This is a genomic window from Limnochorda sp. L945t (assembly GCF_035593305.1).
Classification (GTDB): domain Bacteria; phylum Bacillota; class Limnochordia; order Limnochordales; family Geochordaceae; genus Carboxydichorda; species Carboxydichorda subterranea.
The window spans coordinates 1626168-1652114 of record NZ_CP141615.1 but is presented as its reverse complement, the minus strand read 5'-3'; the positions used below and the strand labels follow the sequence as shown (position 1 = coordinate 1652114).

General features: G+C 66.6%; 26 protein-coding genes and 6 pseudogenes. 17 read left to right on the top strand and 15 right to left on the bottom strand.

All coding sequences use genetic code 11. The features are described 5' to 3' along the window. Nucleotides 1–31 precede the first annotated feature (31 nt). Nucleotides 32–457 (top strand): type II toxin-antitoxin system RelE family toxin, encoded by a 426-nt coding sequence (locus U7230_RS15480; protein ID WP_404980652.1) that lies wholly within the window; start codon nt 32–34, stop codon nt 455–457. Nucleotides 458–886: 429 nt separating this feature from the next. After that, nucleotides 887–1279, top strand: coding sequence for a DinB family protein (locus tag U7230_RS07740; protein ID WP_324718142.1), 393 nt, complete (start codon nt 887–889; stop codon nt 1277–1279). A gap of 833 nt (nt 1280–2112) precedes the next feature. Here the strand turns inward: U7230_RS07740 and U7230_RS07735 are convergent. From U7230_RS07735 to U7230_RS07695, 10 genes and pseudogenes are all read right to left on the bottom strand, one after another. After that, nucleotides 2113–2331 carry a hypothetical protein gene (locus tag U7230_RS07735; RefSeq protein WP_324718141.1) on the bottom strand — a complete coding sequence of 73 codons (219 nt, stop codon included), beginning with the start codon at nt 2329–2331 and terminating at the stop codon, nt 2113–2115. 533 nt (nt 2332–2864) lie between these two features. Further along, on the bottom strand, nt 2865–3677 hold the full coding sequence (locus U7230_RS07730) for a hypothetical protein (RefSeq protein ID WP_324718140.1): 813 nt from the start codon (nt 3675–3677) through the stop codon (nt 2865–2867). A 323-nt stretch (nt 3678–4000) separates the two neighbouring features. Next, complete coding sequence (locus U7230_RS07725) at nt 4001–4291, bottom strand: transposase (RefSeq protein ID WP_324718139.1); 291 nt, start codon at nt 4289–4291, stop codon at nt 4001–4003. A 66-nt stretch (nt 4292–4357) separates the two neighbouring features. After that, nucleotides 4358–4612: pseudogene (locus tag U7230_RS07720) on the bottom strand (transposase); the annotation flags it as partial. 57 nt (nt 4613–4669) lie between these two features. Then, nucleotides 4670–4738: pseudogene (locus U7230_RS15585) on the bottom strand (IS3 family transposase); the annotation flags it as partial. 95 nt (nt 4739–4833) lie between these two features. Then, nucleotides 4834–4941, bottom strand: a pseudogene (locus U7230_RS15580) (hypothetical protein); the annotation flags it as partial. Nucleotides 4942–5215: 274 nt separating this feature from the next. Further along, nucleotides 5216–6247 (bottom strand): type II TA system antitoxin MqsA family protein, encoded by a 1032-nt coding sequence (locus U7230_RS07710; RefSeq protein ID WP_324718136.1) that lies wholly within the window; start codon nt 6245–6247, stop codon nt 5216–5218. Beyond that, nucleotides 6244–6564 carry a type II toxin-antitoxin system MqsR family toxin gene (locus U7230_RS07705; RefSeq protein WP_324718135.1) on the bottom strand — a complete coding sequence of 107 codons (321 nt, stop codon included), beginning with the start codon at nt 6562–6564 and terminating at the stop codon, nt 6244–6246. The genes U7230_RS07710 and U7230_RS07705 overlap by 4 nt, the downstream gene beginning before the upstream one ends. 138 nt (nt 6565–6702) lie before the next feature. Further along, a complete protein-coding gene (locus U7230_RS07700) occupies nt 6703–6942 on the bottom strand; it encodes a hypothetical protein (RefSeq protein ID WP_324718134.1) in 240 nt (79 codons plus the stop codon). Continuing rightward, nucleotides 6929–7216, bottom strand: coding sequence for a hypothetical protein (locus tag U7230_RS07695; RefSeq protein ID WP_324718133.1), 288 nt, complete (start codon nt 7214–7216; stop codon nt 6929–6931). The genes U7230_RS07700 and U7230_RS07695 overlap by 14 nt, the downstream gene beginning before the upstream one ends. Before the next feature lie 1119 nt (nt 7217–8335). Here U7230_RS07695 and U7230_RS07690 point away from each other — a divergent pair. The 6 genes and pseudogenes from U7230_RS07690 to U7230_RS15465 form a co-directional block, all read left to right on the top strand. Continuing rightward, on the top strand, nt 8336–8542 hold the full coding sequence (locus U7230_RS07690; protein WP_324718132.1) for a hypothetical protein: 207 nt from the start codon (nt 8336–8338) through the stop codon (nt 8540–8542). Between the two features lie 33 nt (nt 8543–8575). After that, nucleotides 8576–8674 (top strand): annotated as a pseudogene (locus tag U7230_RS15470) (type II toxin-antitoxin system RelE family toxin); the annotation flags it as partial. Between the two features lie 210 nt (nt 8675–8884). After that, nucleotides 8885–9163, top strand: coding sequence for a ribbon-helix-helix domain-containing protein (locus tag U7230_RS07685; protein ID WP_324718210.1), 279 nt, complete (start codon nt 8885–8887; stop codon nt 9161–9163). A gap of 690 nt (nt 9164–9853) precedes the next feature. Next, a complete protein-coding gene (locus U7230_RS07680) occupies nt 9854–10120 on the top strand; it encodes a BrnT family toxin (RefSeq protein WP_324718131.1) in 267 nt (88 codons plus the stop codon). Nucleotides 10121–10123: 3 nt separating this feature from the next. Further along, complete coding sequence (locus tag U7230_RS07675; RefSeq protein WP_324718130.1) at nt 10124–10432, top strand: CopG family antitoxin; 309 nt, start codon at nt 10124–10126, stop codon at nt 10430–10432. Between the two features lie 460 nt (nt 10433–10892). Beyond that, nucleotides 10893–11107 (top strand): annotated as a pseudogene (locus U7230_RS15465) (LLM class flavin-dependent oxidoreductase); the annotation flags it as partial. A gap of 120 nt (nt 11108–11227) precedes the next feature. Here the strand turns inward: U7230_RS15465 and U7230_RS07665 are convergent. After that, nucleotides 11228–11914, bottom strand: a complete 687-nt coding sequence (locus U7230_RS07665; protein WP_324718128.1) for a hypothetical protein — start codon at nt 11912–11914, stop codon at nt 11228–11230. Between the two features lie 449 nt (nt 11915–12363). Here U7230_RS07665 and U7230_RS07660 point away from each other — a divergent pair, with 449 nt between their 5' ends. Together U7230_RS07660 and U7230_RS15460 are read left to right on the top strand one after the other, a co-directional pair. After that, complete coding sequence (locus tag U7230_RS07660; RefSeq protein ID WP_324718127.1) at nt 12364–12759, top strand: type II toxin-antitoxin system VapC family toxin; 396 nt, start codon at nt 12364–12366, stop codon at nt 12757–12759. A gap of 1498 nt (nt 12760–14257) precedes the next feature. Then, nucleotides 14258–14449, top strand: a complete 192-nt coding sequence (locus U7230_RS15460) for a type II toxin-antitoxin system RelE family toxin (RefSeq protein ID WP_404980599.1) — start codon at nt 14258–14260, stop codon at nt 14447–14449. 107 nt (nt 14450–14556) lie between these two features. Here U7230_RS15460 and U7230_RS07655 read toward each other — a convergent pair whose 3' ends face one another. The 4 genes from U7230_RS07655 to U7230_RS07640 all read right to left on the bottom strand — a co-directional run bounded on the left by U7230_RS07655 (nt 14557) and on the right by U7230_RS07640 (nt 17382). Next, nucleotides 14557–15807, bottom strand: a complete 1251-nt coding sequence (locus tag U7230_RS07655; protein ID WP_324718126.1) for a hypothetical protein — start codon at nt 15805–15807, stop codon at nt 14557–14559. Beyond that, nucleotides 15777–16562 (bottom strand): hypothetical protein, encoded by a 786-nt coding sequence (locus U7230_RS07650; protein ID WP_324718125.1) that lies wholly within the window; start codon nt 16560–16562, stop codon nt 15777–15779. The genes U7230_RS07655 and U7230_RS07650 overlap by 31 nt, the downstream gene beginning before the upstream one ends. Before the next feature lie 189 nt (nt 16563–16751). Further along, nucleotides 16752–17126, bottom strand: a complete 375-nt coding sequence (locus U7230_RS07645; protein WP_324718124.1) for a type II toxin-antitoxin system RelE family toxin — start codon at nt 17124–17126, stop codon at nt 16752–16754. Further along, nucleotides 17107–17382 carry an AbrB/MazE/SpoVT family DNA-binding domain-containing protein gene (locus tag U7230_RS07640; RefSeq protein WP_324718123.1) on the bottom strand — a complete coding sequence of 92 codons (276 nt, stop codon included), beginning with the start codon at nt 17380–17382 and terminating at the stop codon, nt 17107–17109. Before U7230_RS07640 ends, U7230_RS07645 begins: the two co-directional genes overlap by 20 nt. Nucleotides 17383–18065: 683 nt before the next feature. Between U7230_RS07640 and U7230_RS07635 the strand changes: the two genes are divergently transcribed. The 7 genes and pseudogenes from U7230_RS07635 (at nt 18066) to U7230_RS07605 (ending at nt 25927) form a co-directional block, all read left to right on the top strand. Beyond that, nucleotides 18066–18338, top strand: a complete 273-nt coding sequence (locus U7230_RS07635; protein WP_404980598.1) for a hypothetical protein — start codon at nt 18066–18068, stop codon at nt 18336–18338. A 92-nt stretch (nt 18339–18430) separates the two neighbouring features. Then, a complete protein-coding gene (locus U7230_RS07630) occupies nt 18431–18727 on the top strand; it encodes a Uma2 family endonuclease (RefSeq protein WP_324718121.1) in 297 nt (98 codons plus the stop codon). Nucleotides 18728–19455: 728 nt separating this feature from the next. Beyond that, nucleotides 19456–20211, top strand: a complete 756-nt coding sequence (locus tag U7230_RS07625; RefSeq protein ID WP_324718120.1) for a metallophosphoesterase — start codon at nt 19456–19458, stop codon at nt 20209–20211. A gap of 588 nt (nt 20212–20799) precedes the next feature. Next, a pseudogene (locus U7230_RS15455) lies at nt 20800–21260 on the top strand (ABC transporter permease). 691 nt (nt 21261–21951) lie between these two features. Then, on the top strand, nt 21952–23283 hold the full coding sequence (locus tag U7230_RS07615; protein ID WP_324718118.1) for a glycosyltransferase: 1332 nt from the start codon (nt 21952–21954) through the stop codon (nt 23281–23283). Nucleotides 23284–23474: 191 nt separating this feature from the next. After that, nucleotides 23475–24845 (top strand): undecaprenyl-phosphate galactose phosphotransferase WbaP, encoded by a 1371-nt coding sequence (gene wbaP / locus U7230_RS07610; RefSeq protein ID WP_324718117.1) that lies wholly within the window; start codon nt 23475–23477, stop codon nt 24843–24845. Between the two features lie 5 nt (nt 24846–24850). Next, on the top strand, nt 24851–25927 hold the full coding sequence (locus tag U7230_RS07605; RefSeq protein ID WP_324718116.1) for a glycosyltransferase family 4 protein: 1077 nt from the start codon (nt 24851–24853) through the stop codon (nt 25925–25927). The last annotated feature ends 20 nt before the right edge of the window (nt 25928–25947 follow it).

Here is a 25947-nt window from a genome sequence, read left to right as displayed (position 1 = left end):
CGGCTGCATCGTCAACAGCCTTGAGGCCTCCATGAAAGGCGCGCCGGACGGAGGAAGGATGTATGGACGGAGGGAGCCATGGGAACGCAAGTACGGTACCTGGTTGACGAGCAAGGCTGCCGAACCGGGGTTGTGCTCGACCCGGCCGAATACGAGCGGATGCTGGAGGAACTCGAGGAGCTGGAGTCTATCCGAGCCTATGACGCCGCAAAGGCGTCGGGAGACGAGGCAGTCCCGTTTGAGCAGGCGGCCTTTGCCAGACGAGGTTTACGCACGGGTGCGGGATGCCATCAGGGAACTTGCAGCTAACCCGAGACCGCCGGATGGTCGCAAGCTAACGGGCCGTGAAGGTTGGCGCATTCGAGTAGGCGACTACCGGGTGATTTACGAAATCGACGATACGCGGCACCGCATCACGGTGCTCCATGTCGGCCATCGTCGAGACGTATATCGCTGAAAAAGGGGGAGAGGTCCGTCGAGGAAGGCCGGCGGCCCCCGTGGCGCGAGCCGCCAGGTGCATCATGGGGGGCCGCCGCTCGTCGACACCCGGCCTCTCGCCCCTTAAGAGGGCCGGCCTGCGCCCGCGTTGGGGCAGATGAGCCGCAGGACGATGCTGACCGGGCGCACCGGCTCGTCGGCGGCTACCTTCGGCCCAGTCGACCGGCAGCTGGATGTTATCGCCAGGTGGCTACAAGACCATAAGCACCAGTAAGGGGACCCCTCCGATCTCGCGGCGGCGATTCGGGTGGTGAGTCATCGCTTGTGGGAGCTGGCGCACAAGGAAATCAAGCGGCAACGCTATATCGCCGAGGTCAACCGAGGCTACGAAGCCCTTCGGGCGGATTGCGAGGCATGGGCCGCAGAACCGGGACGGAGGTGCGAGGCCATGTCCGATGCGCTGGGAGCGGCCCTGCGGGATGCGGTGGAGCGCCTGTTCGACGGGCGCAACTACAGCCACGCGCCCATCTGGCGCCAGGTCAAAGACCTGTCGGCGGAGCAGGCGCTGTGGCGGCCGTCGCCCGAGCGCCACTGCATCCGGGAGATCGTCCGTCACGTGGCCATCTGGAAGCAGCGCTTCATGGACAGCCTAGCGGGCCGGCCGGCGGCCCCGCTGGACCGGGACTGGGGCCCGCCCCAGCGCCCGGACGCCGCCGCCTGGGCGGCCGAGCTCGAGGGCTTCGCAGCCCTCCAACGGGCCTGGGTCGAGACCTACGGTGCCTTCACCCCGCAGGCTCTCCTGGCGCCCGACGCCGAGGGCCGCTTCGAACGTTTCGCCTAGGTCGTGGGCTACCTCGAGCACGAAGCCTACCACACGGGGCAGATCGCCTACCTGCGCGCCCTGATGGGGTTTCCCTCGGTTGAGTGACGGCGGGCTCCGCCGCGGCACGGTGCCGACAACGCGATGCTTGTCCAGGAAAGACCGCATTGCGCCGGCCGAGGTACCCCCTCTGTCCCCGAATCCCTCGGCGCCTGACCGCCGCCATCATCGGGTACGGCAGCCGGACGGAAGGGCAACGCGCGGTCGGCCGCTAAGCAGGCTCCCCACGCCACATCCGGGGGAGGCAGCGGCGACTGGATGAGATCCGAGTCCCCGGCCTCCGGCGCCCAGGTCCGCGCCATGAGGTCAGGCATCACCATGAACTCGATGCAGTCGATCCGGGGGCGACCCGCCCAGTAAGAGAGGTCGGCCCTCCACCACGAATCGGCTCCCTTTGTCCTGCCGCACGACGCGGTGCGGTCCGCTGTGCACCGGGTGCTTACGCAGGTTGAGCCGGCTCCTACGCCACGTGTTTGGGGAACATCCCCGTGTCGAGATAGCTCGGCAGCCGCGCGTAGCGCTGGCGCGCCGTCCAGCCGTCTGCCACCACCTCGTGAAGCAGCTGCCTTGAGCAGCGGGCCGGGCGAAGCGAGCCGACCGGCTTGGTCCAGCGATGCGGTCTCGTCGGCGGAGGGCTCGAAAGCGTCGCGGACGGCCCGTGTCACTGCGCGGCTCTCTTCGGTGCCGGCCGCAACCAGCGGATGGAGGTGCAATAGAAGCTTCACCGCCATGTCGACGGCGTGCGGCGCCCGCTGCTTCGGCTTTGTGCGAATCGCCAGGTTCTCGCAGAGACCCTAACGCGGTAGGTCGGGAACGCCGACGAACGGGCGCGCCATCTCATAAGTGTCAGCGAAGCGCGCCAGCTCCGGCGGCCCGCCCACGCGCCGGCCGTAGGCCATCAGCGTGCGCCGATTGAATCCGACGTTGCGCCCGACCACCACGGCTCCGGCTGGGTTCAGGCCGATGGTCTCGCCGTCGACGACGACCACGTGCAGGCCGGCGATGGCCTCCAAAACCGGGCCGAAGGGGTCCCCCGCGCCGAAGGTTGCCCGTGCGCTTCCGCGTCTGCCGAGCGTGCCAGGGTGGCGTCTGCGATGCCTCGGGGTGGCGGCTTGACCGGCGCCTGCGGGCCGAGACGAGGCGCTGGGGCGTAACGCGTCGCCCTGGCGCCCGAGTACGCCAGTGCCTGAGGGGCCCTCGTGGCGGTAGCTTCTGACCTAGAGGACGCGTCCGCGGCTCGACCTGACCTAGATCCGGAAAGACGCCCGCTTCCCCATTCAGTCGTTTGGGCCTGAAAGCTGCCAAGCGCGCTGCCGAGCAACGTCTACATCCAACTGGTTTATCGGTACGTAGTGGGCGATCCCGTGACGGCGCAGTCTCTGATAGTGATCAAATGTGCGCAGGGAAACTGGGTGGTATCCCTTAGCGCGGAGCACTTCATTTAGCTCATTGAGACTCAGCAAGAAGTGAGAAGCCTTGTAGAGCTCCCATCCGGCCAAGGCGTCGCGACAAGTGGCACTCATAGAAGACTGCCCACCCTTTCTCCTCAAGCAGGGTCGACCGCGTCTCTTGATGACGGCTCCGGAGTGGCGTCAAGAATGGCCTTGAGACGTTTCTTGTCCCGATCCGTCAAGTAAGGGGGGAGCTCCAGGTGAGCGCGTTGCCCTAGCTCCAGCGTAATGTCATATACGTCCCTCTCGTATCGTGTCGTTCCCGCTTCCGCCTCCCGTGTGGCAGGCTTTGTCTCACGCTCCTCGGAAACAGCCGCTTCTGGCTGGGGGCCTCGGCCCTGCGTATCCGAGGTCGATAGCGCGGCTGGGGCTTTCTCGGGCTGCGACTCAGTAAACGACGCGAAGCCGTTTTCGTCAACGACGCCGGCATACTTGAGCGACTCGATAAAGGCCTTGGCTGCTCCTTCGGCCGCCTCCTTAAGGATCCCGTACTCCGGGAACAAAAACAGTTCCTCTTGCAACCGTCGGAGAGGAGGAAGCTGCTTTCCTTCGTATTTCTTGAGGAGCTTCTGGTACAGGGGCGGCCGCCGGATTGCCTGCACCCGGAGGCGGCGGAGCTCTGCCTCGCTCCCGGAGTGATATGCGGCGATGACATCCGCAGGCAACGAGAGGTACTGGGGATCCTCGTACTCTACTAGGCCAAAGTAGCTCGCCGCGGCCTTCAGCGACAGAAAGACCCCCGACTTCGCAGATCTGTACCCAAGGGCCTCGGCTAGTTTGTCGACGTGGACGCGGCGAGCGCCCAAAGCGTAGAGCTGTCGGGCTAGCTCCTCGCAGCGCTTCAGAGATACCTGAGGATAGCGAGTGCTCCGCTTCCGCCCACTTGGCTGGGCGTCCTGGTTGGGCATGTCGCTGAGCACCTCCCTCTGGTCCGCAGCTTATCGCGGCAGTGTTCCGCTTGTCAAGCCGCCCAAGGATAGACGAACCGCCGCAATCTGCAAAAGCAGAATGAGAGCGGCCAGCGCATTGGTCTGTCGGAATTGCCCGCAAGCTACCTATTCGGATAACTGGGAAATGGTGACTCTCGGCGCGTTACGCCTGACCTGAGCCTGTGCCTCCTTGTCGCTTGCCGAGAGACTTGCCTGACGCAGGAAGCTCGATGCCTCACACCAAATGGCACATTTGCCGAGCTGGGAAGTGCTCACCGAGCTATGAGCGTGGAGATCGGGAGTTATACCGAGTGAGGCAGATCTGCCGGCGCGTCAGCCAGGAACGGGAGCGTTCGCTCTTCCCGAAGGATGCGGTTCTCCCGGCGCAGCCGCTGCAGCTCTTCCCGTTCGACCGTCGTTAGACCCTCGCGCTCGCCGGCGTCCATCTGGGTCTGGTGCACCCACTTGAGTAGGGATTCGGTGGAGACCCCGAGGTCGGCGGCGATCTCCTTCTGCGTCTTGCCGGAGGTGCGCACCAGCCGCACGGCCTCGGCGCGAAACTCCGGCGGATACGCGGGTCGGGTTGGTGGCACAGGACACCCTCCTTGTTGGGGCTCCGCCCCAAGTGTGCAGGTGTCCATGGGATCGGGTCAACCCCAGTACTGGGCGCCGTGGTCGGAGTGATGCACCAGCCCGCCAGCCGGTTGGCGAGTCCCGACCGCCATGTTGAGGGCGTCGATGACCAGCTCCGCCGTGGGGTGCTCTCCTATGGCCCAGTCCACCACCCGGCGGGAGAAGCCATCGAGGACCGTCGCCAGGTAGAGCCAGCCTTCCTCGGTGGGGTGCTGGGTGAGGTCGGCCACTCACAACCGATCCGGGGCGTCGGCCGCAAAGACCCGCTGCACCCGGTCGGGGAAGACCGGACGGCGAGGGTCCCGCCGGGTGAGGCCCCGGTTCGTGCGTCGATGCGCGCCCTGCGGGCCCATCTGGCGCATCAGGCGGGCCACCCGCTTGCGAGAGCAGGAGACGCCGTGAGCCATGCGCAGCTCCGCCTACACCCGGGGCGCTCCGTAGGTGCCCCGGCCGGCCGCATGGAGATGGCCCGGATGCGATCCATGAGCGCCCGGTCTTGTTGGGCCCGCCGCGAGGGCGGGTGGCGGCGCCATGCGTAATACCCGCTGGGGGAGACGTCCAGCACCCGGCACGCCATGGCCACCGAATGCTCGGCCTTCTGCTGCTCCACGAACCGGAACGCGGCTACCGGGTCCGGTCGGTCTCCCGAGCAAAGAAGGCCGCGGCTTTTTCAGGATCCGTCGTGGGCCCACATCGTTCCGTTAGGGACGTGCTCAGGTTCCCTCTCGGGTAGAGCGGACGAGGAGTCCGATACCTCCGCCAGTGCCCACACTCAAGCCCAGGACGGCGAAAACATCGTCGAGGGTCATTTGTCGCCTCCAACCGTAAGTAACAGTGACCTCACGGCAGCTCCCGATAAGCAGTTCTCTGGCTGCCAGTCCTGGCTATCGGGCCTCCAGGCCGTCCAGCATCCGGATGCGGTCCGCCTCGGCATAGGGGATGAGGTCGCCGTCGGCTCGCTCGGCCCACGAGGGTTCCGCATGGGAAAGACGGCTCAACTCGGCAGCCACCATGCGCCCGAAGCGCGCCACTACCCAGTCGATGGTACGGCGCTCGGCCTCGGCGAACTCATCAAGACTCTCCTCCTGCACGGCCTCGACGACCTCGCCCTGGTACGGGCCGGCCACCCCCTCCACCACCCTCACGGTCCCGAGCTCTTCCAGAGCCGCCATTACAGAAGCGAAGTGGTCGGGCGCCGGTCCGTACGGATAGCGCGCGTATGCGAGGCCTGTGATGGAGACTCGGTGGAGTCGAAAGTGGCCGAAGTCCGCGAGCCACAGCAGTTTGGCCATCTTGGTCTTGAACGCCCCGGGGCACCGCCGGGCCAGGTAGACGACGAGTTGCTCTAACCGTTCCAGGTCGAAGGCGCGCAGGCCATGCAGGTCCGGACGACGGTGGTAGTCCACGAGAATGGCCCGTTCTACTTCCCGGGCGAGTTTGACGGGATACCTCAACGCGGCCGCCCCGAGCGCGGCGCTGCGCACCGCCTGCCGGACCCGCTCCGGCAACCGGTCCCCGTGGCGGTCCAGCAGCTCCAGCACGAAGCTCGGATCCTCCAGAGCCCGAAGCAGGTCGTCGTGGGACTTGTCCTGCAAGGCGCCCCGTTCGTAACGCTGGACCGTCACCAGTCCCCATCCGAGAAGGCGCGCCAATGAGCGCTGCGAGAGGCCGTAACGCTCGCGCAGCTCCCGAATCTCATCAGGCTTGAGCAGCCCTTTGCGCGCCCGGTAAACGTCGTAAGCGGCGCGAAGGGTGCGCTCGTCGCGCTTCTCGTCGAAGACGGCCTGGCCGCAAGTGCTGCAGACGAGCACATCGGCCTCGACTTCGATGGGCTCGTCGCGGACCATGTAGGTCTCGCGGCGGCGCTCGGTTCGAAGCTCCCGCGTCTCGTCGCAGTTAGGGCAATAGCCCGTCACGGCTGACCCTCTCTTCCGAGCAAGGGGTAAGGCAAGGGATGGGCTGCGCGGTGGAACGAGAGGCATTCGACGCAGCCGTTGCGGTTAACGCAAACCTTGACGTACAGGACCATGCCCTCATAGCGAGGGCCGAATACCCACCACTGCTTGGCACGGCCTCTCTCGTCATCTAGAGGGCCTTGGCAGTAATCGGACACGGACAGACGCTGCAAGACCTGATACACGTCTGCGACGACCATGCCGAGTTCCGCGAGGTCTCTCAGGTTCTTGTCGCGCTCGGCCAACAAGAAGCGCCCCCTGCCCAGCGCCATCTTCATTGTGAGAAGAAACTCCCGGACTTGGTCACCGTCCGCTGACACGTCAACCTCCGCTGTGAGGCGCTCCCGAGGCGTTACCTATGAAGCGGCTGCGTCCGCTATCAAATGATAGCACATACATGAGTAGCGTGACAAGGGTCAAAGTGACGGCACGCCGAGAGGCGTCGGCATGCCGCCCTTACCGTCACCCCGCCCCGCTGCCACGTACTCGGCCATGGCCTGCACTGTGTCGACCCAGACCCGGGGGCGCAGCCCCGCTGGCCAGCGCGGCAGCTCCCGAAGTACGCCTGGCTCCACCGCCAGGTAGTCGCCCCCGACCCCGTGGAAGCAGATTATCACCCACCGCCCGGCCGCGAGAGCCCGCTCAACCGGCGCCACGACCTCGGCTGCGCCGACCCCGCTCACCACCCAGGCCTCCAGCCGGTGCAGCCGGCAGGTAGCCGGGTCGTTGGCCAGCCCGCCCAGCCCCCTCCACGGTGAAGTGGCGGGCGATGACCGGTTCGTACGACCGCCGCCGGGGCCCCTTCCCTACGAAGCTCTGCCCGCACGGGTAGGCGAAGCTGAAGCGCCCGATGCCTGGCACCAGCTCCCGCAGCCGCGCCGAGGCCGCCACCACGTCTGCCTCGATCTCGGCCAGCCTCCACCGCTCCAAGGGCTGCGCCGGGTCGATGGACGGGTGTTCCCCGCTGCAGGGGTGGCGCAGGGTTAGGACCCGCTCGGCATCGTTAAGCTCATGAGCCGCACGCATCCGAACCTGGCGAATTGCTCAATCGCCTGATCCGCCGCACCGCTTCGACGTTGCGCCCGAGGTCAGCTCCTCCACGCGCACCGGCCCATGTACCGTCTCGACGAACGCGGACATCCCCCCAACCTTCCCTTCCCGGTACTCCGTGCGACTTCAGGAACTCCCTCCACGCCTCGGCAGTGCGGGCGGTGATCACTTCGAGCCACCGCCGGCCCTTTTCGGAGCTTGCCCGGGTAGGGTCTCCGAAGACACCGCTTGCTCCGATGTCCCCCTATCGACAGCGCTGAATGGCCGAACTCCTTCGGCGCAACGCGTCCATGCACCGGGCACGGCATTCCGCAGGCCCGACGTCTTGAGCATCGAAGGCTCCGCACCCGGCCGGTCCCACCCCAACAAGAGCGCGAGGTGCAGCAACACCAGGCGTGGAAGGTCTTCGGATGCTACCAGTTCTTGAACCCACGCCTGCGGCTCGGGAAACGTCGTTGATCCCCCGCCACCGGATAGTGGCCGCGACGTCACGTTCCGGACGCGCCGAACGCGGCTACGTGAATCTCATCCCGAGGAACGTCGCTAGCATAGAGCGACAGGTGTCCTGCCTCCGCCCGAACCGCCCGCGCGAAGGCGGCCAGGGCGGTCGTTCCCGCCGAAGCGTTCGTGACCCTTGCTCTTGACCACGGCATGCACCCCCGAGCCTGCAGGCGCACAGCCGACCCGTGCGCCTCGGCCCATTGTGCCACGGGACCGGCCACGAGCCGAAAGTCCGCCCCCGGCAACGGACGCGCGGCGGGACGGTGGTATACTCGGCTCAGAAGTGAGTGCCGGTAGCGACCACGACCGGCCGGCAGCCGATGACTTGCCCAAGCTCCTGAGGCCGGCAAGCCCTACGAATGGGTGGAAGACGAGCGGGCGGAGATGGCCCCGCCGGGGGACGCATGGACCAGCCCCGCAACCGCTGAACGAGGCGCCGTGGCCTGCCGGTCACGGCGGTTGGGCGTGGTACGATGGGGACGGAGGAAGGTGGGAAGGATGGCTCCGGAGGTGCGCTACCTGGTTGACGAACAGGGGCCTCGCGTGGGGGTGGTGCTCGATCCCGACGAATACGAGAAAATGCTGCATGAGCTAGAGGAGCTGGAGTCGATCCGGGCCTACGACGCGGCAAAAGCGTCGGGCGATGAGGCCATTCCGTTTGGGCAAGCGGCGGCCGAGATCGAGCGAGAAAAAAGGTTCCGATGAGGTACCCCGTGTTCATTCTGCGACGGGTGGCGCCTCCGAGTTGGCGACTACCGGGTCATTTACGACGTGGACGATGAAAGCCGACGCATCACGGTGCTTCACATTGGCCACCGTCGGGACGTGTACCGCTGATATCCTTCTGAATCACATGAAGACAGGTGGGTCATTTTCGAACCGGCCCCATTCACGACGAACGTAGGTTACGTCCCCAGAGGGACGCAGAGCTACAGCGTGAAGGATGCCGGCAGGTGGATTCTATCACGAAGTTCGTGGGCTTATGTTCAAGGAGACGATCGCGGTGGCCGTGGCCGAGCGAGGCAGCGGCCCCCGGTGTCTCGGTTAATGTCGCTGGCGGTGAGCAGGGTGAAGCGCACGCAAGTCCATCTGGATCCTGCGGAACACGGGGCCCTAAAGCGGAAGGCGACGGAGGAAGGTGTCTCGATGTCCGAGTTGCTCCGTCGCATCGTCAGAGAACAGCTCGGGCTCGGGAAGCCGCGCGGTTCGCCTGCGGAGAGGCTCATGCGCCTCGTTGGGATCGGGGCGAGCGGCCTGTCCGATGTCTCGGAGCGACATGACGACTACCTGGCAAGAGCCCTGCGGCGGGAGACGGAGACACGGTAGTGACCGTTCTCGTTGACACCGGCGCCCGGTATGCCCTTGCGACCCGGTCGGATGCTCATCACGCGGAGGCGCCCGTTCCCCGGCCCATCTTCGGAGCCGGCATCGAGTGTCGTTTCGCAGAGGCCTGATGCGCTGCATCCTCGCGAGTTCTTGCCGGGCATGGGCGGCGCATGGCTGACCAGCCGGAGGGTTTCGGTGGTTGCTGCGCCGACAAACCTGCAAACCGTGGAGGATCCGCATGTGCTTCCCCGGAGGCCTCGAGCCACCCAGGCGGCCGGCCCAGCCCACGCGGGGTGGACACAATGGAGCGGGCGATTCCGTCCGTTGCGGCGGGGAAGAAGCCGGGGGCATCCGGCATGCTGATTCCGGAGCAAGTCGACCGCCCGGTACGACCGATGCCGACCAGCGATTCCGGAGCAAGCCAACCACCGATTCCGAAATACGCCGACCATTTGGCCGGTACCCTGGATGCGATGGATGGGGGCTCAAAGCCAAAGTCTGTCACCCATTACGCATCCCGCCTCCTGGGTACCGAGGTGGCGCTGGTCGTCCGGCGTGAGACAGCGAGGGCTGTCCGTGAAACAAGGCGTTTGCTCAGGGAGCCACGGCCATCGACACGACCCAGGGAGCGGGCGCCATCAACCTCAACGACAGCTTGGTTGCCGCGATACCCCGTTCGGAGGTGCCCGGGTGGACTTCGAGGGGGACGACGCCAACGTTGTGCACATCGCACGACACGATGTTACGCCGGCCGAGGCCGAAGAGGCCCTTCTCGATCCGCGGCGACTGGGGATGCAGGTCTACCAACTCAAGGGTGAACCACGCTGGGCGGCCGTGGGTGCCACCGAAACCGGACGGGTGTTGTTCGTGGTCTACACAAAACGAGGTCCGAAGATTCGGGTGATCACGGCGCAGGATGCAGAACGCGATGAGCGCCGGCGATATCGGAGGCGATAGCCCGTGAAGCGCAAGATGAAGGAAATCAGCGACCCGAAGGATATCCCGGCCTTTGCAAGCGAACAGGAGGAGGCAGATCTCTGGGCGACGCACTCCCTGAGCCCGGGCGTCCTGGAGCGCATGCAACCCATCCCACCCGGTGAGCTTCCTGCCCCCCGCCCGAGGACGAAACCTGTGGCCATCCGGTTTGATCCGGACGTCCTCGAGCGGCTGCAGGCCCTCGCAAAGAAAAAGGCAAGGGTTACCAAACACTGCTCAAGGAGTTCGTGCTTGAGCGGCTCTACGAGGAGGAGAAGCGAGAAAGCCTCGTAGGCCGGTGACGCCCGACGCTGTCGGGGCAACCCGACCCCTGCGCTGGCTGGTGTCGGTGCGGGTCACCTGCGCCGAGAGGAACAGGTCGAGGATAGTCTGCAGCGTGCCCAAGCTCCCGAGGCCAAAGCACGCGTAGTACAGGCGGTTGACGCAGCCGTACAGCTTCCCGTGCTCCAGAAGCAATCGGGCCTCGTCCAGTGTCTCCGTGGCTCTAGCGAGCCGATACCGCACGAGACCAGCGGCGTCGCCGGTCACAACGAACGGCTTTCCCGTCGCACGTTGTGGTAGAAGGACGAGGCGCGCATTGCCGGGCGTTCCCATACGCGGCGGTTCTCGACGATGAGGCTGATGACGCTATCTGTCTCGAGAGCCATGACTTGGGCGGTGGGCACCACCTGTCGTAGGACTGCACCGATCCGCAGAAGACCCGTGGAACAGCCCATCCTCAGGGCCGCCATGACCGGCCGAGCTGTTGCGTCGCCTGCTCGAGGAGATCGAACTGGCCGACCAGGTGGGCCTGGACGTGTTCGGGGTCGGGGAACACCACCGGCCCGACTAACGGTCTCCGCACCGGCGGTGGTGCTGGCTGCCGCGGCCGCCCGCACCAAGCGCATCCGGCTCACCAGCGCGGTCAGCGTGCTAAGCACCGACGACCCCGTGCGGGTCTTTCTGCAGCTCACGGTCGGCACGTTGCCACACAAGAAGATTCTGCGGGCCATCGAGCTGCTGGGCGCCGAGGTCGCGCCGGTCATCCGGCGGGAGACCCCAGGGGCCGTCCGGGGGGCCAGGATGGGTCTACTCAACGGCGTCGGTGATGTCCGACCCCAGCACTTCGTTGACGAACCAGGCTCGACAGAGATCCAGCCGACCCTCGCTATTCGCACGCGAGAAGTGCGGAAGCTGATAGATGGCCATGTCACCGTGCAGCACCTTTCGCCACTGATAGGTGCCGCTCCCATGAGAGTAAACGGAGCTCGCTTGCCAGTCGAAGTCCAGGAACCATTTGGAGGCGAGCAACGCCAGGCAGTGCTTGCCGGCCACCACGACGATGCGGGCATGGTGGTCATGGATCATGGTGCGAACGAGGTCTCCGGAATACTCCAGCGCCTTCTCGTACCACGGTGTGTTGCGTAGGGCGGTCGTCGAGTAGGCGCGCCAGGGAATCAGGAAGGCGTGGGTCGTATCGTCCATCCATTCCCGCAGACGTGGAGCGTCGAAGAACCGGCGGAAGTTTCGCCAGTATGGAAGCCTGCTCTCTTCGTACAAAGGCGTCTCCTCACGGGCTCCCAGGTCAGTTTCGAACGGGAGGTCGTCGCCGACGTCCGCCGTACCAGGGTTGAGTCCGAGGTAAATCCGGTCCGTCTGGGCATAGCGCCATCCGAGGAACAGATTGCCACCAGCGGCGAGGGCTTCAGGCCCGAACTCGGCGACGAGGGCCTGGTGGTAGGACCTCGCCTTCTCTTGCAGACGTTGCGGGGCCACCTTCAGTCCGTGTTCGGCGAACGCGCTCGGCTCGATCCGACGCTGGCCGATCTGGAGGCCGTGCCGGCTCTGCCGACCGGGTGTTCTACGCCCTGCGGGATGCAAGGTGGTTGGTGCGGGCACTGCTGGTCGCCCGGAGAGCCCCGCCGAACATGGTAGAATAGCTCCGAGGCCGGGCCTCCTGTTGGGCCTCCGGGAGGGTGGTAGGGCACCGTGGAGGCGACGTCCTACGTTGCTGCCAAGGCGCTGCGAGAAGTGCAGCGCCTGGAGGGACAGATTCGGGCCATAAAGCAAGAGCTAATTCGGTCAATGGCTGGAACGCCGCCCGAGCGCCCCGGTTCCTCGGTGGGAGCGCCCCTGAGGGGACTTCTCAAGGGAGTTGTGGTCGACCCAGAAGACATCGAAGCAGCCAAGCGGAGTCTCTTCGGCACGACGGAGCAAGACCGCCGATGACAGACGTGTTTGTGACAGACACTCACCCGTTCCTGTGGTACCTTACTGACGATCCCCGCCTCAGCGAGGCGGCCCGGCAGGTGCTCGAGCGCGCGGACAGAGGGGACCTGTTCGTCGTGGTGCCGGCCGTGGTTCTCATCGAGTGCCTGTACGTGTTGGAGCGAAAACGTATAGAGTACGAGTTCGGCCAACTGGTGCGCCGCATCGACGAGGCGTCCGGCTACATCGTTTGGCCTCTGGATCTCGAGACGGTACTTACCATGGCTGAGGTTGGCCGAACTCTGGAGCTGCACGACCGTGCCATTGTGGCTACGGCCAAGCAATGGGGTGCGGGGCTCATTAGCCGGGACGGCCAAATCGTGGCGGCTCAGGAAGTAAAGGTGTATTGGTAAAAGCGCAAGGCGGGTTGCCGTCCTGTTTACAGCTTTTGCCGAGCGAACCCAGGATCCGGAGACCGGCCAAACAGGTGATAACCCCGCCTGGTTCGACGCCTTCGGGCAAGGCGAACCCAGGCCCGTGGAGATTAGGGCTGAGGCCCCGTCCAGTTATGTCGGTCGAAGTCAGGGCGCTGCGAGCCTCCTACCCGGAATCGTCCAAGTGGCGCCATCGCGGGCTTGAAGCAGCAAGCCAGGGGACGGCCGTGGCCTCCCTGTCAAGCTCTCGGGGGCAGACCACTTCTCACGCACCGCTCGGGCGCGGCTTTCCCCCATGCCATAGGGATCTGCAGCCCTCTGGAGTGCTTGACGCCCATCAAAGAAGAGGTGAGCGCTGGGTTGTCAACCCCCTGGCGGAGGTTCGACGGGCATCGAACAGCGATGGCCGTCTTCGCCTCTCCATCGCCCACATGTCGCGGTTCTTCGAGCTCCAGCTTGGCGGCATCGGTCGGACCGGGCAAGAGAGGTGGTCACAAGGCAACCCGGCCGCGTTTTGATGGCCGTCTAACTGGGGCCTACGGCGCACGAAGCATTAGTCTGCATCGCAATGGGCTTGCTTTCCAGCGACGTAGCCATCGACGCAGCTCGGCGCGCCCAGCCCCCTCCACGGTGAAGTGGCGGGCGATGACCGGTTCGTACGACCGCCGCCGGGGCCCCTTCCCTACGAAGCTCTGCCCGCACGGGTAGGCGAAGCTGAAGCGCCCGATGCCCGGCACCAGCTCCCGCGGCCGCGCCGAGACCGCCACCACGTTTGCCTCGATCCGGCCAGCCTCCACCGCTCCAGGGGCTGCACCGGCTCGATGGACGGGTGTTCCCCGCTGCAGGGGTGGCGCAGGGTTAGGACCTGCTCGGCATCGTTAAGCTCATGGGCCGTAGGCATCCCTCGACGCATGCCGACATCCCCCTCAACCTCTTGCTCCGATGTCCCCCTATCGACAGCGCTGAATGGCCGAACTCCTTCGGCGCAACGGGTCCATGCACCGGGCAGGGCATTCCGCAGGCCCGACGTCTTGAGCATCGAAGGCTCCGCACCCGGCCGGCTCCACCCAACCAGAGCGCGACGAGCAGCAACACCAGGCATAGAGCAACAGGTGTCCTGGCTGCGCCCGAACCGCGCGAAGGCGGCCAGGGCGGTCGTTCCCGCCGAAGCGTTCGTGACCCTTGCCCTTGACCACGGCACGCACCCCTGAGCCTCCAGGCGCACAGCCGCCCCGTGCGCCTCGGCCCATTGTGCCACGGGATCGGCCACGAGCCGAAAAGTCCGCCCCGGGCAACGGACGCGCGGCGGGACGGTGGCATACTCGGCTCAGAAGTGAGTGCCGGTGGCGACCACGACCGGCCGGCAGCCGGTGACTAGCCCAAGCTCCTGAGGCCGGCAAGCTCTACGAACGGGTGGAAGGCGAGCGGGCAGAGATGGCCTTGCCGGGGGACGTATGGAGCAGCCCCGCCGCTCGAGGTGTACCCGCGGGTACGCGACGCCATGAGGGACCCGGCTGATAACCCAAGGCCACCGGGCGTCCGCAAGCTCACCGGTCGCGACGGGTGGCGCCTCCGAGTTGGCGACTACCGGGTCATTTACGACGTCGACGATGAAAGCCGACGCGTCACGGTGCTTCACATTGGCCATCGTCGGGACGTGTACCGCTGACATCCCCCTGAATCACATGAAGACAGGTGGGTCGTATTTTCAAACCGGCCCCATGGACCATATCTAGACCGGCCTTGACACCCCGTCGAGTAGCGGGAGTCCTCTCCCTACTCATCCAGCCACGCCAGGGAGGCCTCGATCCAGTGCCCCTGGACGTCGACCAGGTGCAGGGTCAGAGCCGGGTGGGTGCGCAGGGTGACGGGCACCGCGGAAACCCACTGGCCGTTTTCCTGCCGCACCGGGATGTCGACCCGCACCACCGCCGCGAAGTTCTGTGCCGCCCACTCGCTCTGGCGCTGCCGGATCTCCTCCGGCGTCGCCATGACGACGGGAGAGAGACCCGGCCCCTCGATGAGCCGCTCCAGCTCCTCGCGGGGGACGGGCACCCTCGCCGTGAGGACGATCTGGACAAAGGCCCGTCCGCTTCCCGGCCAGAAGACAAAAGAGGGGTCTTCCACCCGGAATCGCCGCCGCTCCGCCGCCGTCCACGACCCCGGCGACGGCCGCTGCGGTTCACCATTTCCCCGGGAATGGCCGGCCTCACCAGGTCGTCCGCCCTCCCCTCCGACGCGCGTGCCGGGCCAGTCCACCGTCTCGACATAGGTCGGCAGCCACTCCATCCACCGACGCTCGAGCCCGATAGCGTCCAGTCCGGTGAGCTCCTCCAGCGACGCCTCGAAGCTACGCGCCCGGCTGTGCACGACCCGGGCCAGGGCGTCCTGCCCCCACTGCTCGGTGAGGAACGCCCCGAAAAAGACGCCCCACGCATAAACGTCGCCCTTGAAGAGGAAGGCCGTGTCGCTCGCCTCGACCGCCCGGCGCATCTGGTCGTGGTAGCCGCGGTAGGCGGCCTTCACCTCCGGCGTCGACGCCATCACCGACGCGTATTCGGCCAGCGCCTCCCGAAACCACGACGGGGTCTCCCGGTAGCCCCACCACTTGCGGCCCAGCACCCAGGCGTGGGCGATGTGGACGTACTCGTGGATGAGGTTCTTGAAGTACCAGACGTCGTCGACTCCCCGCGGCGCCTCCGACGGGCTCAGGAAGTGGACCGCCCTGGACGAGCCGTCGGCGTAGGACGAGTACGGCGAGTGCTTCCAGTCGCTCGACGGGTGGAGGTAGATGTGAGCCCCCGGCAGCGACGCTGCCTGCAGTACCCGGCCGGCTATCGCCCGTGTCTGCTCGGCCCATCCCAGCATTTTGCGGGCGGCGGTCTCGTCGCCGGGCGTGAAGGAGACGGCGAAGTCCCCTTCACTCACGCGCTGCCAGCGCACCGCCGCCGACCCCTGAGGCGCCGCCAGCAGCAGGGCCGCCAGCACCACCCTCGTCAACGCCGCGAGGCGGCCCACCTCACCCACCTCGCCTCCAGTTCCAGGACGTCGACGCCCAGCTCCTCCCGGATGGCCTGGCTCCACGAGGGTGCCGCCGACCGCCACACCCTGATGGACGCCCCCGCTCCGAAGGTCTCCTCGAGAAACCAGATGAACTGCGCCGCCAGCCCGTAGTCGTCCTCGAAGTGCAGAAAGGCCAGCCGCCCCGCCCTGGCCCGGCTGCGCAGGCTCTCCTCGTACCCGGCGTACTTGGCTCGCACCTGCGGCCCCATGCGGTAGACCGAGAGATACTCTGGGATGCCTTCCTGGAAGAGGAACAGGGCCATCCGCCCCGCCCTCGGTGCCACCGTGTGCAGCGCCACGTGTCCGAATTCATGGGCCACGTTCTTGCGGTACCAGAGGCGGTCTTGCCAGCTCCGCTCCCTCGGCGGCTGCGCCGACGGAGCCAGCATGTGCAGGGAAGGGGGGTCGTGCTCCGCCCATGCCGTGCTCGGCTCCCGCGGGAACCGCTCCCGGTCGTACAGGTAGATCAGGACCCCGGCCGGCGGGTCGGCCCCGAGCACCTGCCGGTACAGCGTCCACGCCTCCTCGGCGAAGCCTCCGATGACGGCAGCGTCTGCCCCGTAGGCCGGCGGGTGGACCACGACGAAGTGTTCGGTGGTGACCCGGGGCCAGTCGGCCGGCACCGGGCCTGCCGCCGCGAGGGACGGCAGCGCGGCCAGCATCGCCGCGGTGACGGCAGCATTCCGCCCCATCGACCGAAGTCGGCCGACCACGGGCATCCGACCCCCTTCCGATGACCCCATTTCGACGGATCCCAACGGGGCCCTGGGCGGAGCGAAGGAACGGATGGGGCGCCGCAGCCGCCTCAGCGCCTCTACAGGACCCGGCATGGGTTGAACGCCCAGGCAGACCAGCCGTGGCCAAGCCCGGGGAGACCCACGCCGGCCGGGGGTAGCCTTCGAGGGCCCCTACAGCTCCCCCGTCCGGCGCAGCGCCGCCACCCGCCGGGCTGCCCGCTCGTAGAGACCCTCGTGGGGGCCGACGATCACCACCAGGCAGACCCGCTCTTTGGGCTTCACCGCGTACACCGCCCTGTAGGCCCCTCCAGGCAGGGAGAACTCCAGGGAACGCAGGCCTTTCAGTTCCCCGGTCAACGGGTGGCCAGCCATGGGGTGTTCCATCAGCCGACGAAGCGCCTGCACCGCCTTTGCCTCGAAGGGCCCCAGATCTTTCAGCTCTTTGACGGCTATCGAGGACAGCCGCACCTGGTAAGGCGCAGGCGGGGACGGTTCGAGGCCAGGAGACTGGGACGGCTTGCGGCCCTCATCCTTCCTGCGGGGCATTCAGGTCGAGGCCTTCCTGGGCGGCGAACTCCTCCAGGGTCACGGTGCGCCCCTCGGCGTACTCCTTCTCCGCGTGCTGCCACAGCAGCAAGATGGGGTCTTCGGCCTTCGCCAGGCGAAGGGTACGGCCCACCTGCTGGGCGAACAGGGTGTCGCCCGGCTCCAGGCCCAGCGCCTTGCGGAAGTGAGCCGGCAGCATCACGCGTCCCTTGCTGTCCACCCGCACGGGCACGGGCTTTCGGGTGGCGGTGGCCATGGGGAGCCCACGTCCCTTCAGGATGAGTGGGAATCTCCTACCACAGGTCCCCTTCAGGATACACCCTCTACCGCCCGTCGTCCAGCCGCTGGGCCCTCTTCGCTCTTTACCCGTCTTTCCGGTCCCAGGAACCCACTTGGCAGAATACTCTCGCCCCACTTCCGCCCAGTGGGTGGCGGACGCGCTGGCCGACAGGCCGGAGGCCTTCGTCCGCTGATTCGCACAAAGGCAGACTTAGGGATCCCGCGGCGATGTTAGCGGCGACCGACCAACCCGGCCACATTCCAGTTGTTGCCACCCGCCCCTCGCCCCTTTCTTCCGGCTCCTGTGGGAGACCTATCATGGCTCCCGCGCGCCTCCATACGCAGGGCGGGGATGAGCCGTTGGGGTCGCCGGGCACAGGTATACGGGCCACAACGTACCTCGCTGGTGTACTGGAGGCAGGCACTTCGCGCCTGTTTCGCAGCGTGGGAACAGACCGAGGGCGGAGGCAGAAGGTACTGGTATGACGTTTCCGGGCGTGCGGGCTGGCGAGCCCGGTACGGCAAGGAAGTGGACGCTCTTGAGCGAACGACATCTTTTCGCCAGGAGATCTACGATGCCGATGGGCGGCTTCGTGAGGTGCACCAGAAACATCCGGTAGATACCGGACACATGCGGGTGGGGAACGGAGAGGTGTCGTAATGGTTGTGACCCGAGAGGCTGTAGCCCAGAAACTGACCGCATACTTGCAGCAGCGGGTAACTCTCAAGGACCTGGTCGACTGGGCCGAGCGGGCTCTTATGGACGGTGAGTTTGGCGGGGAAGACATCGAGACCGTTGGCGACATTGTGGCCCGCCTGGGACTGGCGGATGTCCTGGCGTTTGGTTTGACGTGGGACGACTGTATCACCTATCTGCGGAGACTTGGCTACGCGGCCACAGCGATTGTGGAGCCGCTTTCCTCGCAGCACTGAGCGGATTCGGTCTTTACGAGCCGGCTCAGCCGGGTGCCACGGCGAGGCTCGATCCGAAGTGGCGAGGGAGGCGCCCGGCGTGATACAGGTCGGTGCAGCGCCCCGGCCTCGTCCTGGCAGCAAAGGGGCGGCCGGAGCCCGGCCTGCCATCCACGCCCGGGATCGAGATCCCCTCACCGAGCGACACCTTCCGCGAGGTGCAAGAGCGCATCGAAGCCTGGCTTACGGCGGGCGCGAAAAGCGTCTGGCTGGTCGACCCGGACCGCCGCCGCGTCAAGGTCTATGCCCATCCCCATCGGCCTCAGGTCTTCGAAGCGGGCGATGCGCTCACCGACCGAGCCATCCCGGGGTTTTCCGTACGGGTCGCCGAGCTTTTTGCGGAGGGGTAATGGGCGGCGGGCTTTGCACCCTGCCTCGTCCCTGGCCGGCTGACGCGCTGCGGCATGCCGCTTTGCCGTATCGCCCGCAGCAAGGCGCCCCGGGAGAGGCTCGGCATCCGCACGGCTTTCAGTTTCGACGTTCCCTTCACCGTGGTTCGTCTGGGTTCCCGATCCTCGCGGGCCATCACGCGCGTTCCCTGAGGCGGCTCGTCGACGGCGACGCGGGCGGCGAAGGCAGACCCAGAGCCGACAGAATCAGGACGCTCCTCTCCACCCCCCGATGAACCGGGCCAGGACCTCCAGCGCCTCGATGTGGCTCGGCCCGTTTTTGGGGATACCGGCTGTGCGGGGACGACCAGCGGCACTGGTACTCGGTTCACAGAGGGACCGGGGTCGTGCGTCGCCTCGGGAGAGCTGCGCGCGTCGCCCGTTCCGCACGACTCATGAGACGTTATCCCGGTACGGTAACTCCTCAAGACACGTTCGGCGTCGGACCGGCGCCAAGGGGTATGCGAGGTGGCGTCGAATTGTCCTGCCGGAGCATCCGGACAAGCTGGTGCTTGCGCCTCTGAGTTGGCGCAGGCGACCCGCTCTAGACGTGCAGGTACTTCTACGCTTCCGTCATCGCCGCGCGACGTCTCTCATGGCCGGTGTCGAAACTAGCAGGCTCCAGCTCCTGCCGTCTTCCGGCTACTGCCGTCTCCGGCCGTAACCCGCTTGTATTGGGGGTTGGCGAAATGGCGGGCAGAAAACTGGTCGTGGTGTCGGACCTGCATGTGGACCGGTGGCAGAAGGAGTCCAAGTTCGAGCAGTTCGAAGACTTCCTCCTCTATGTACGGCGGGAAGCGCACACACTGGTGGTCAACGGCGATGTACTGGACCTGCCTCCCATCGAAGGCGAAGAGGTATCGGCGTCGTCCAAACGAGCCCTGTTGGCGCTCCTGCAAGCGCCTCTGCAGGGGGTTCGTCTGGTCTACGTGGTGGGCAACCACGACATCGCATTCCGGGGCTGGCCGATCGACCTACGACCGTTCGTGCGCATCGTCTACCCCTTTGAGGTGGTCGACCTGGGCGGGCGGCGGATCCGTATCGAGCACGGACATTACTATGACCCGCTGTTCAACGGTGGGTACGACATCCTGGCGGGGATTCGCAAGTTCCTCAATTACGACGTGGGGAAGGTCGCGGTCGATACCTGGAAGGCGGCCACACGGTTCCTCCAGCGCCTTGCGCCCGAGACGGGCCGCAGCGCGGTGGGGCGGGCAGACGAGCCGGCGATTTTCGGACGATGGAAAGACGCCGCCATTCGGCTGAAGGAGGCGGGGTTCGACCTTGTGTTGTTCGGTCACATTCACAGTCCCAAAGGGCCAGATGATGAGCCCTCATTCTACGTCAACACGGGCGACTGGGTCGACCATACCACTGTCACGGAGGTGGACGAGTCGGGAAGGCCCACCCAGTTTGAGTGGCGGGAGAGGGGCTACCGAAGCTAGCCTGAGGGGTGCTGCTTCAGATGGGCAGGCTCGGGCCGAGCCAGCTGCGGGCCGAAGCGCACGGGTTGCGCCCGACGGAGCTGGTGCACGTAGCCACCCTTGAAGCAGGCGACCCGTTCAGATCACGCGCCGGACGGGGTCATCGGGACGCTGCCCGGTCCTGTTTCGCACGGGCGTCCCGCTGCTCCGGTGGGTGCCGCCGCCTCACCCTGGTTAGGGGCCGCAACCGGGTGGCCTACGCCCTGTGCGGATGCGAGGTGGCTTGCCCAGGCGCTGCGGGAAGTGCAGCGCCTGGAAGGACAGATTCGGGTCATAAAGCAAGAGCTAATTCGGTCAATCGCTGGAACGCCGGGCGAGCGCCCCGGTTCCTCGGCGGGAACGCCCCTGAAGGGGCTTCTCAAGGGAGTCGTGGTCGACCCCGAAGACATCGAAGCAGCCAAGCGGAGCCTCTTCGGCGCGACGGCGGAAGAACGCCGATGACAGATATATCTGTGACAGACACTCACCCGTTCAGACGGTACTTACCACGGCTGTAGTAGACCCCGCCCGGTTCAAAGTCGCCCGACCACGAGCATCCGGCTCCTTCCAATGGGTGTCGCCGGAGCGCGACGGCCGCTGGGTTCGAGCGGTTCCTCGGGCTCCAGCCTGGTGGCATCGGTCGGACCGGGCAAGGGGTTCTGCATCGCCGGGGTCTACCTCCGGGTGGTGCGCTCCGGCCTTCTGAGGACGCTGCAGGCGGACTTCGTGCGAACCGCCCGGGCCAAGGGGCTTGGGGAGGGGGCGACACTGTGGAAGCACACGATGCGCCCGTCGCTCATCCCCGCAGTCGCGATGCTGGGGGTGCAAAGCGCCCTGCTGCTCGGCGGCAGCGTGGTGACAGAGACCACGTTTGCGTGGCCGGACTGGGGCGCTACCTGTTGCAGAGCGTCCAGTCGAGGGACTACCCCGCCGTGCAGGGGGGCCTGGCTTTCTTCACCCTGATCGTGGTTGCCACGAGCCTGGCCACAGACGTGATGACCGCATGGATCGACCCGAGAGTCCGGCGGTAGCGCACCGGCTAAATCGGCCCTGGCGCTGGGGGCTGGAGTGCCGCTTGGTATCCTGAGCGGTTACCACGGTGGCTGGGCGGACTCCGTGCTGGCTTCAGCGATGGATGCCTTGTACACATTCCCGGCCCTTCTCCTCGCCATCACGCTCATGGCGATGCTCGGCCCCGGACGAGCCAGCACGGTGGCGAGCCCTCCGCCTCATGACCCACGCGGGCAGGTGCCGCCAAGTGATTTCCCGACTTGCATCGCTCTCGACTCCGCCTGAGGTATGGCCATCCAGGACCTGCGGGCCATCATGCCGGGCGCCTTTGTCACATCATCTTCTTCGTCGACGTGCGGGAGCAGGCCGGGCCGGCGGGGATTCGCCGGCGGGTGCGCAGCGACAAGCCGACCCACCTGCCGGACGGCCGGTGGTTCACGCTGGAGTGGCGGATACCTGTTCTGAAAAGGCTGCAGCACTGCTCGTCGAGGAGCGGGTTTCTGGAGGTGGCACCGGTTCGCCGCAGGAACCTCCCGGAAGCATTGCGTACCTTTGCGTCGAACCGTGTGGGGGCACAGCGAGGCGGCCCGCTCCCGATGGCAATAACTGGATGGGCTGCGTAGAGAGGCCGCCGTGTGTTCGCAAACAACGGGAAAGCCCGAGGATACGGGCCTTCCCCATATGCGGCAGGGAGCAGGCGTCACACAGGACGTGGGACAAGGCCCTCAGGGCGCCAGGATCGCGCTCGTGCATGACTGGCTCGTGACCCGGGGCGGGTCGGAGCGAGTGCTCGAGGTGCTCGTCGAGCTCCTCGGGTACCCGCCCATTTATACGCTCTTGTACCAGCCCCGAGCGTTTACGGGGTCGCCGATAAGCCGGTGCCGGGTCGAGACGTCCGGGTTGCAGCGCCTGCCTGGGGCGTTGTCACACCACAGACTGCTGCTGCCGCTCATGGCGTACGTCATCGAGCAGTTCGACCTGTCGGGCTACGACATCGTCATCTCGAGCAGCCACGCAGTCGCCAAGGGCGTCCTGACGAGGTCGGATCAGCTTCACATCAGCTACGTCCATACACCGATGCGCTACGCCTGGGATCTGTATCATGAGTACCTGGATGGTCCGGCTGTTACCGACCCTGGTCAGCGAGGGTGGGAGGGCAGGAGAGGGGCAGGACGGCGGCGACAGCCGCTCCGAAGGGGTTTGAAGCGCCTGATGACGCCCGCCGTCCTGCACTACCTCCGTATGTGGGACCTGGCCAGCGCGGCGAGGCCCGACGTGCTGGTGGCCAATTCCCGCTACGTGGCCCGCCGTATCTGGAAGACGTACCGGCGCCGGGCGCACGTGATCTACCCCCCGGTAGACGTGGAGCGTTTTCGGGCGGCTGCACGTGGCCGCGGTGCCAACGCGGTCGGGTCGACCGGCATGCACGACTCGCCTGGCCCGGATGGGATGCCCGGCGGGCTCGACGGCTCGGGTGCGAGTAGCTTTCCCATCACACCGGGTACTTACTATGTCACCCACGGGCGGTTGGTCGACTACAAACGGGTCGACCTCCTGGTGCAGGCCTTCAACCGCCTGGGCAGGCCACTGCTCGTCGTCGGCGACGGGCCGGAACGCCGCCACCTCCAGGCCCTTGCGGGGCCCAAGGTCAGGTTCCTGGGAGCGGTGGATGACGAGGCTCTGCCGAAGTATGTCGCCAACGCTCGAGCGTTCGTCTTCGCTGCCGATGAAGATTTTGGGATCGCTCCCGTCGAGGCACAGGCGGCGGGGTGTCCCGTCGTGGCGTACTCACGAGGGGGTGCGGCCGAGACGGTTGTCGAGGGCCGCACGGGCGTCTTCTTCCATGAGCAGACCGTCGACGCCGTCGCCCGCGCCGTGCACCTCTTCGAAGCCACCGAGTCGGGCTTCGATCGTGCCGCCATCATGGAGCATGCGGCCCGGTTCGGGCCGGAGCGGTTCCACAGCGAGTTTGCCGAACTGCTCGACCGTGCCTGGCGCGCTTTTTGCCGGGGCGGCTCGAAGAATGTAAGGGCGCTCTCGTAACCCATCCGCGCGGCGCCGCTTTCTGAGCCGATGGGGGACAAGCCTGCATGAACGTCGCAGCCAGAACCGCGGCGACAAGCACGACCGCAGCCACAGGCACAACCGCAAACGGAGCCGCAACCGCGGCCGCCGGCCGTCTCGCCGGGCTGTTCGTCCGGCAGAAGGCGGCACAGCGGCTGGCTATCCCGGCCTTGCTGGCGGTCTCGGACCTCGCCGTCGTCCTCGCCTGCGGCGCCCTCGCATACGGGTTGCGCCTGTGGACGGGCGGCATGCTGACCCCGGCCGACTACCTGGAGCTCGCGCCGGCCGCGCTCCTGTTCGTCGCCGGTCTCTCTGTCGCCGGTCTCTACCCGGGCTACGGCCTCGGGCCGGTGGAGGAACTCCGCCGCTACGCCTACGTAACGTCGCTTGTGTTCCTGGCGCTCGTCACCGCCACGTTTCTGATGAAGGCAGGCCACCTGTACTCGCGAGGCATTCTGCTCACAGCCTGGGCACTCACGACGGTGGCGCTTCCCGCTACCCGCGCCCTTCTGCGCTCCCTCCTGAGCCGCACCGAGTGGTGGGGCGAACCCGTCGTCATCCTGGGCGCAGGCCAGACCGGCCACCTGGTCGTCCGGCGTCTGAGGGCCAACCCGGGCCTCGGATGGCGCCCCGTCGCCGTCCTCGACGACGACCCGTCGAAGTGGAACACGTCCATGAACGGCATCCCCGTGCTGGGAGGCCTCGAGCTGTGCACCTCGCTTGCTGCCGCAGGCCGTATCTCCCGTGCTGTCCTCGCCATCCCGGGCGCCTCCTGGCAGCGGCTGGCCGACATCGTGGACCGCCAGGCGCGCCGCTTCCTACGAGTGAGCGTCGTCCCCGACCTCTTCCACCTGCCGAGCATGTGGGTGAGCGCCCGCGACCTGCAGGGGATTCTCCTCCTCGACATCCGCAGCAACCTGCTGGACCGCCGCATGCGGGCCGTCAAGCGCCTTGCCGAACTCCTGCTGGCGCTCGCCGTCAGCGTCGTGGCCTTGCCGGTGATGGCGCTCATCGTCGTTGCGGTCAAGCTCGACTCGCCCGGCCCTGTGCTGTTCGGTCACGAGCGCGTCGGGCAGGGCGGGCGGAGGTTCAGGGCGCTCAAGTTTCGCACGATGGTGCCCAATGCCGACTCGGTTCTCCGTGAGTCGCTGGCCCGAGACGCCGCCCTCCGCGACGAGTGGGCTCGGGAGCACAAGCTGAAGAACGACCCCCGCATCACCCGAGTCGGCCGATTCCTTCGCCGCTTCAGCCTGGACGAGCTGCCACAGCTCTGGAACGTTCTCCGGGGCGACATGAGCCTGGTCGGGCCCCGCCCCATCGTGGCGGACGAGGCGGCCAAGTACGGCCCGGCGTTCGACCTCTACAGCCGGGTGCGCCCTGGCCTCACCGGTCTCTGGCAGGTCTCGGGCCGCAACGACACCTCGTACGAAGAGCGGGTCGAACTCGACTCCTACTACATCCGCAACTGGTCGGTGTGGCTGGACGTCTACATCCTGATGCGCACGGTCACGGCCGTCCTCAGCGGGAAGGGTGCGTACTGACTCCGGTGGTAGTGGTCAACGGACGCTTCACCCGGCAGCCGCTGACGGGTGTCCAGCGCTACGCCCGCGAGATGGTGCGGCGCCTAGGCCCCCGGGTGAAGGTGATCTCCCCTTCCAGGCTGGCACGGGGCGCTGCCGGCCACCTCTGGGAACAACTGGTGTTGCCCTCTTGGGCCGGCGCCGACCTCCTGTGGAGCCCGGCGAACACAGGCCCCCTGCGCGTGTGCAACCAGGTGGTGACAATCCACGACCTGGCCGTCCTCGAGCATCCCGAGTGGTTTGCTCCGGCTTTCGCTCGGTGGTATGCATGGCTCTTGCCCCGTCTCGTACGGAGGGTGAGGCGAATCATCACCGTGTCTCAGTTTTGCGCCGCTCGCCTCGTGGACCGGCTGGGGGTACCAGACGAGGCGATTGAGGTGATCCCAAACGGGGTCGATGCTCGTTTCCGGCCCCAACCGCCTGAGGCAGTGGAGACCGTGCGACGGGCGCTACGGTTGCCGGAGCGCTATGTGCTGTACGTGGGATCGCTGGAGCCCCGGAAGAACCTCCGGGTCCTGCTGGATGCCTGGCGCCAGGCCTCTTCGCGACTGGCTGACGTCTGGCTGGTCATCGCCGGCGGGACGTACCGAGCCTTTCGCAATCCCGGCTTTCGGGAGTTCCCGCCCCGCACGCTTCTGGTGGGCCACGTCGGCGACGACAACCTGCCGGGCCTGTATTCCGGAGCCGTGTGCTTCGTCTACCCCTCGCTTTACGAAGGGTTTGGGCTCCCCGTGCTCGAGGCGATGGCCTGCGGGGTCCCGGTGATCGCGTCGGACATCCCGGCCCTGCGGGAGGTAGCGGGCGACGCCGCCCTCTTGGTGCCGCCGATCGACGCCCGCACGCTGGCGACGACCGTGGTATCGCTGGCCGGGTCCGCTGAGAGGCGGGCCGAGCTTGCTGAACGCGGGTTACGGAGATCCAGGGACTACTCTTGGCAGGGTTCAGCCGAGTCGACGTGGCAAGTTCTGGAAGAGCTCCATGCCCTTGCCCGTGAGAAGGCGAGCCCCTGCGCAGCTTCGCCGGAAGCCCGCCCGATCAGGTGACACCCCGCTTTTGGAGGTCC

Coding starts and splice junctions, on each gene's coding strand:
- U7230_RS07625 (WP_324718120.1), top strand. CDS start 19,456: ATGGCGGGCAGAAAACTGGTCGTGGTGTCGGACCTGCATGTGGACCGG.
- U7230_RS07645 (WP_324718124.1), bottom strand. CDS start 17,126: ATGCCCCGCAGGAAGGATGAGGGCCGCAAGCCGTCCCAGTCTCCTGGC.
- U7230_RS07730 (WP_324718140.1), bottom strand. CDS start 3,677: ATGCCCAACCAGGACGCCCAGCCAAGTGGGCGGAAGCGGAGCACTCGC.
- U7230_RS07705 (WP_324718135.1), bottom strand. CDS start 6,564: ATGAAGATGGCGCTGGGCAGGGGGCGCTTCTTGTTGGCCGAGCGCGAC.
- U7230_RS15480 (WP_404980652.1), top strand. CDS start 32: ATGAAAGGCGCGCCGGACGGAGGAAGGATGTATGGACGGAGGGAGCCA.
- U7230_RS07660 (WP_324718127.1), top strand. CDS start 12,364: ATGACAGACGTGTTTGTGACAGACACTCACCCGTTCCTGTGGTACCTT.
- U7230_RS07740 (WP_324718142.1), top strand. CDS start 887: ATGTCCGATGCGCTGGGAGCGGCCCTGCGGGATGCGGTGGAGCGCCTG.
- U7230_RS07650 (WP_324718125.1), bottom strand. CDS start 16,562: ATGCCCGTGGTCGGCCGACTTCGGTCGATGGGGCGGAATGCTGCCGTC.
- U7230_RS07690 (WP_324718132.1), top strand. CDS start 8,336: ATGGCTCCGGAGGTGCGCTACCTGGTTGACGAACAGGGGCCTCGCGTG.
- U7230_RS07635 (WP_404980598.1), top strand. CDS start 18,066: ATGGTTGTGACCCGAGAGGCTGTAGCCCAGAAACTGACCGCATACTTG.
- U7230_RS07640 (WP_324718123.1), bottom strand. CDS start 17,382: ATGGCCACCGCCACCCGAAAGCCCGTGCCCGTGCGGGTGGACAGCAAG.
- U7230_RS07685 (WP_324718210.1), top strand. CDS start 8,885: ATGTCGCTGGCGGTGAGCAGGGTGAAGCGCACGCAAGTCCATCTGGAT.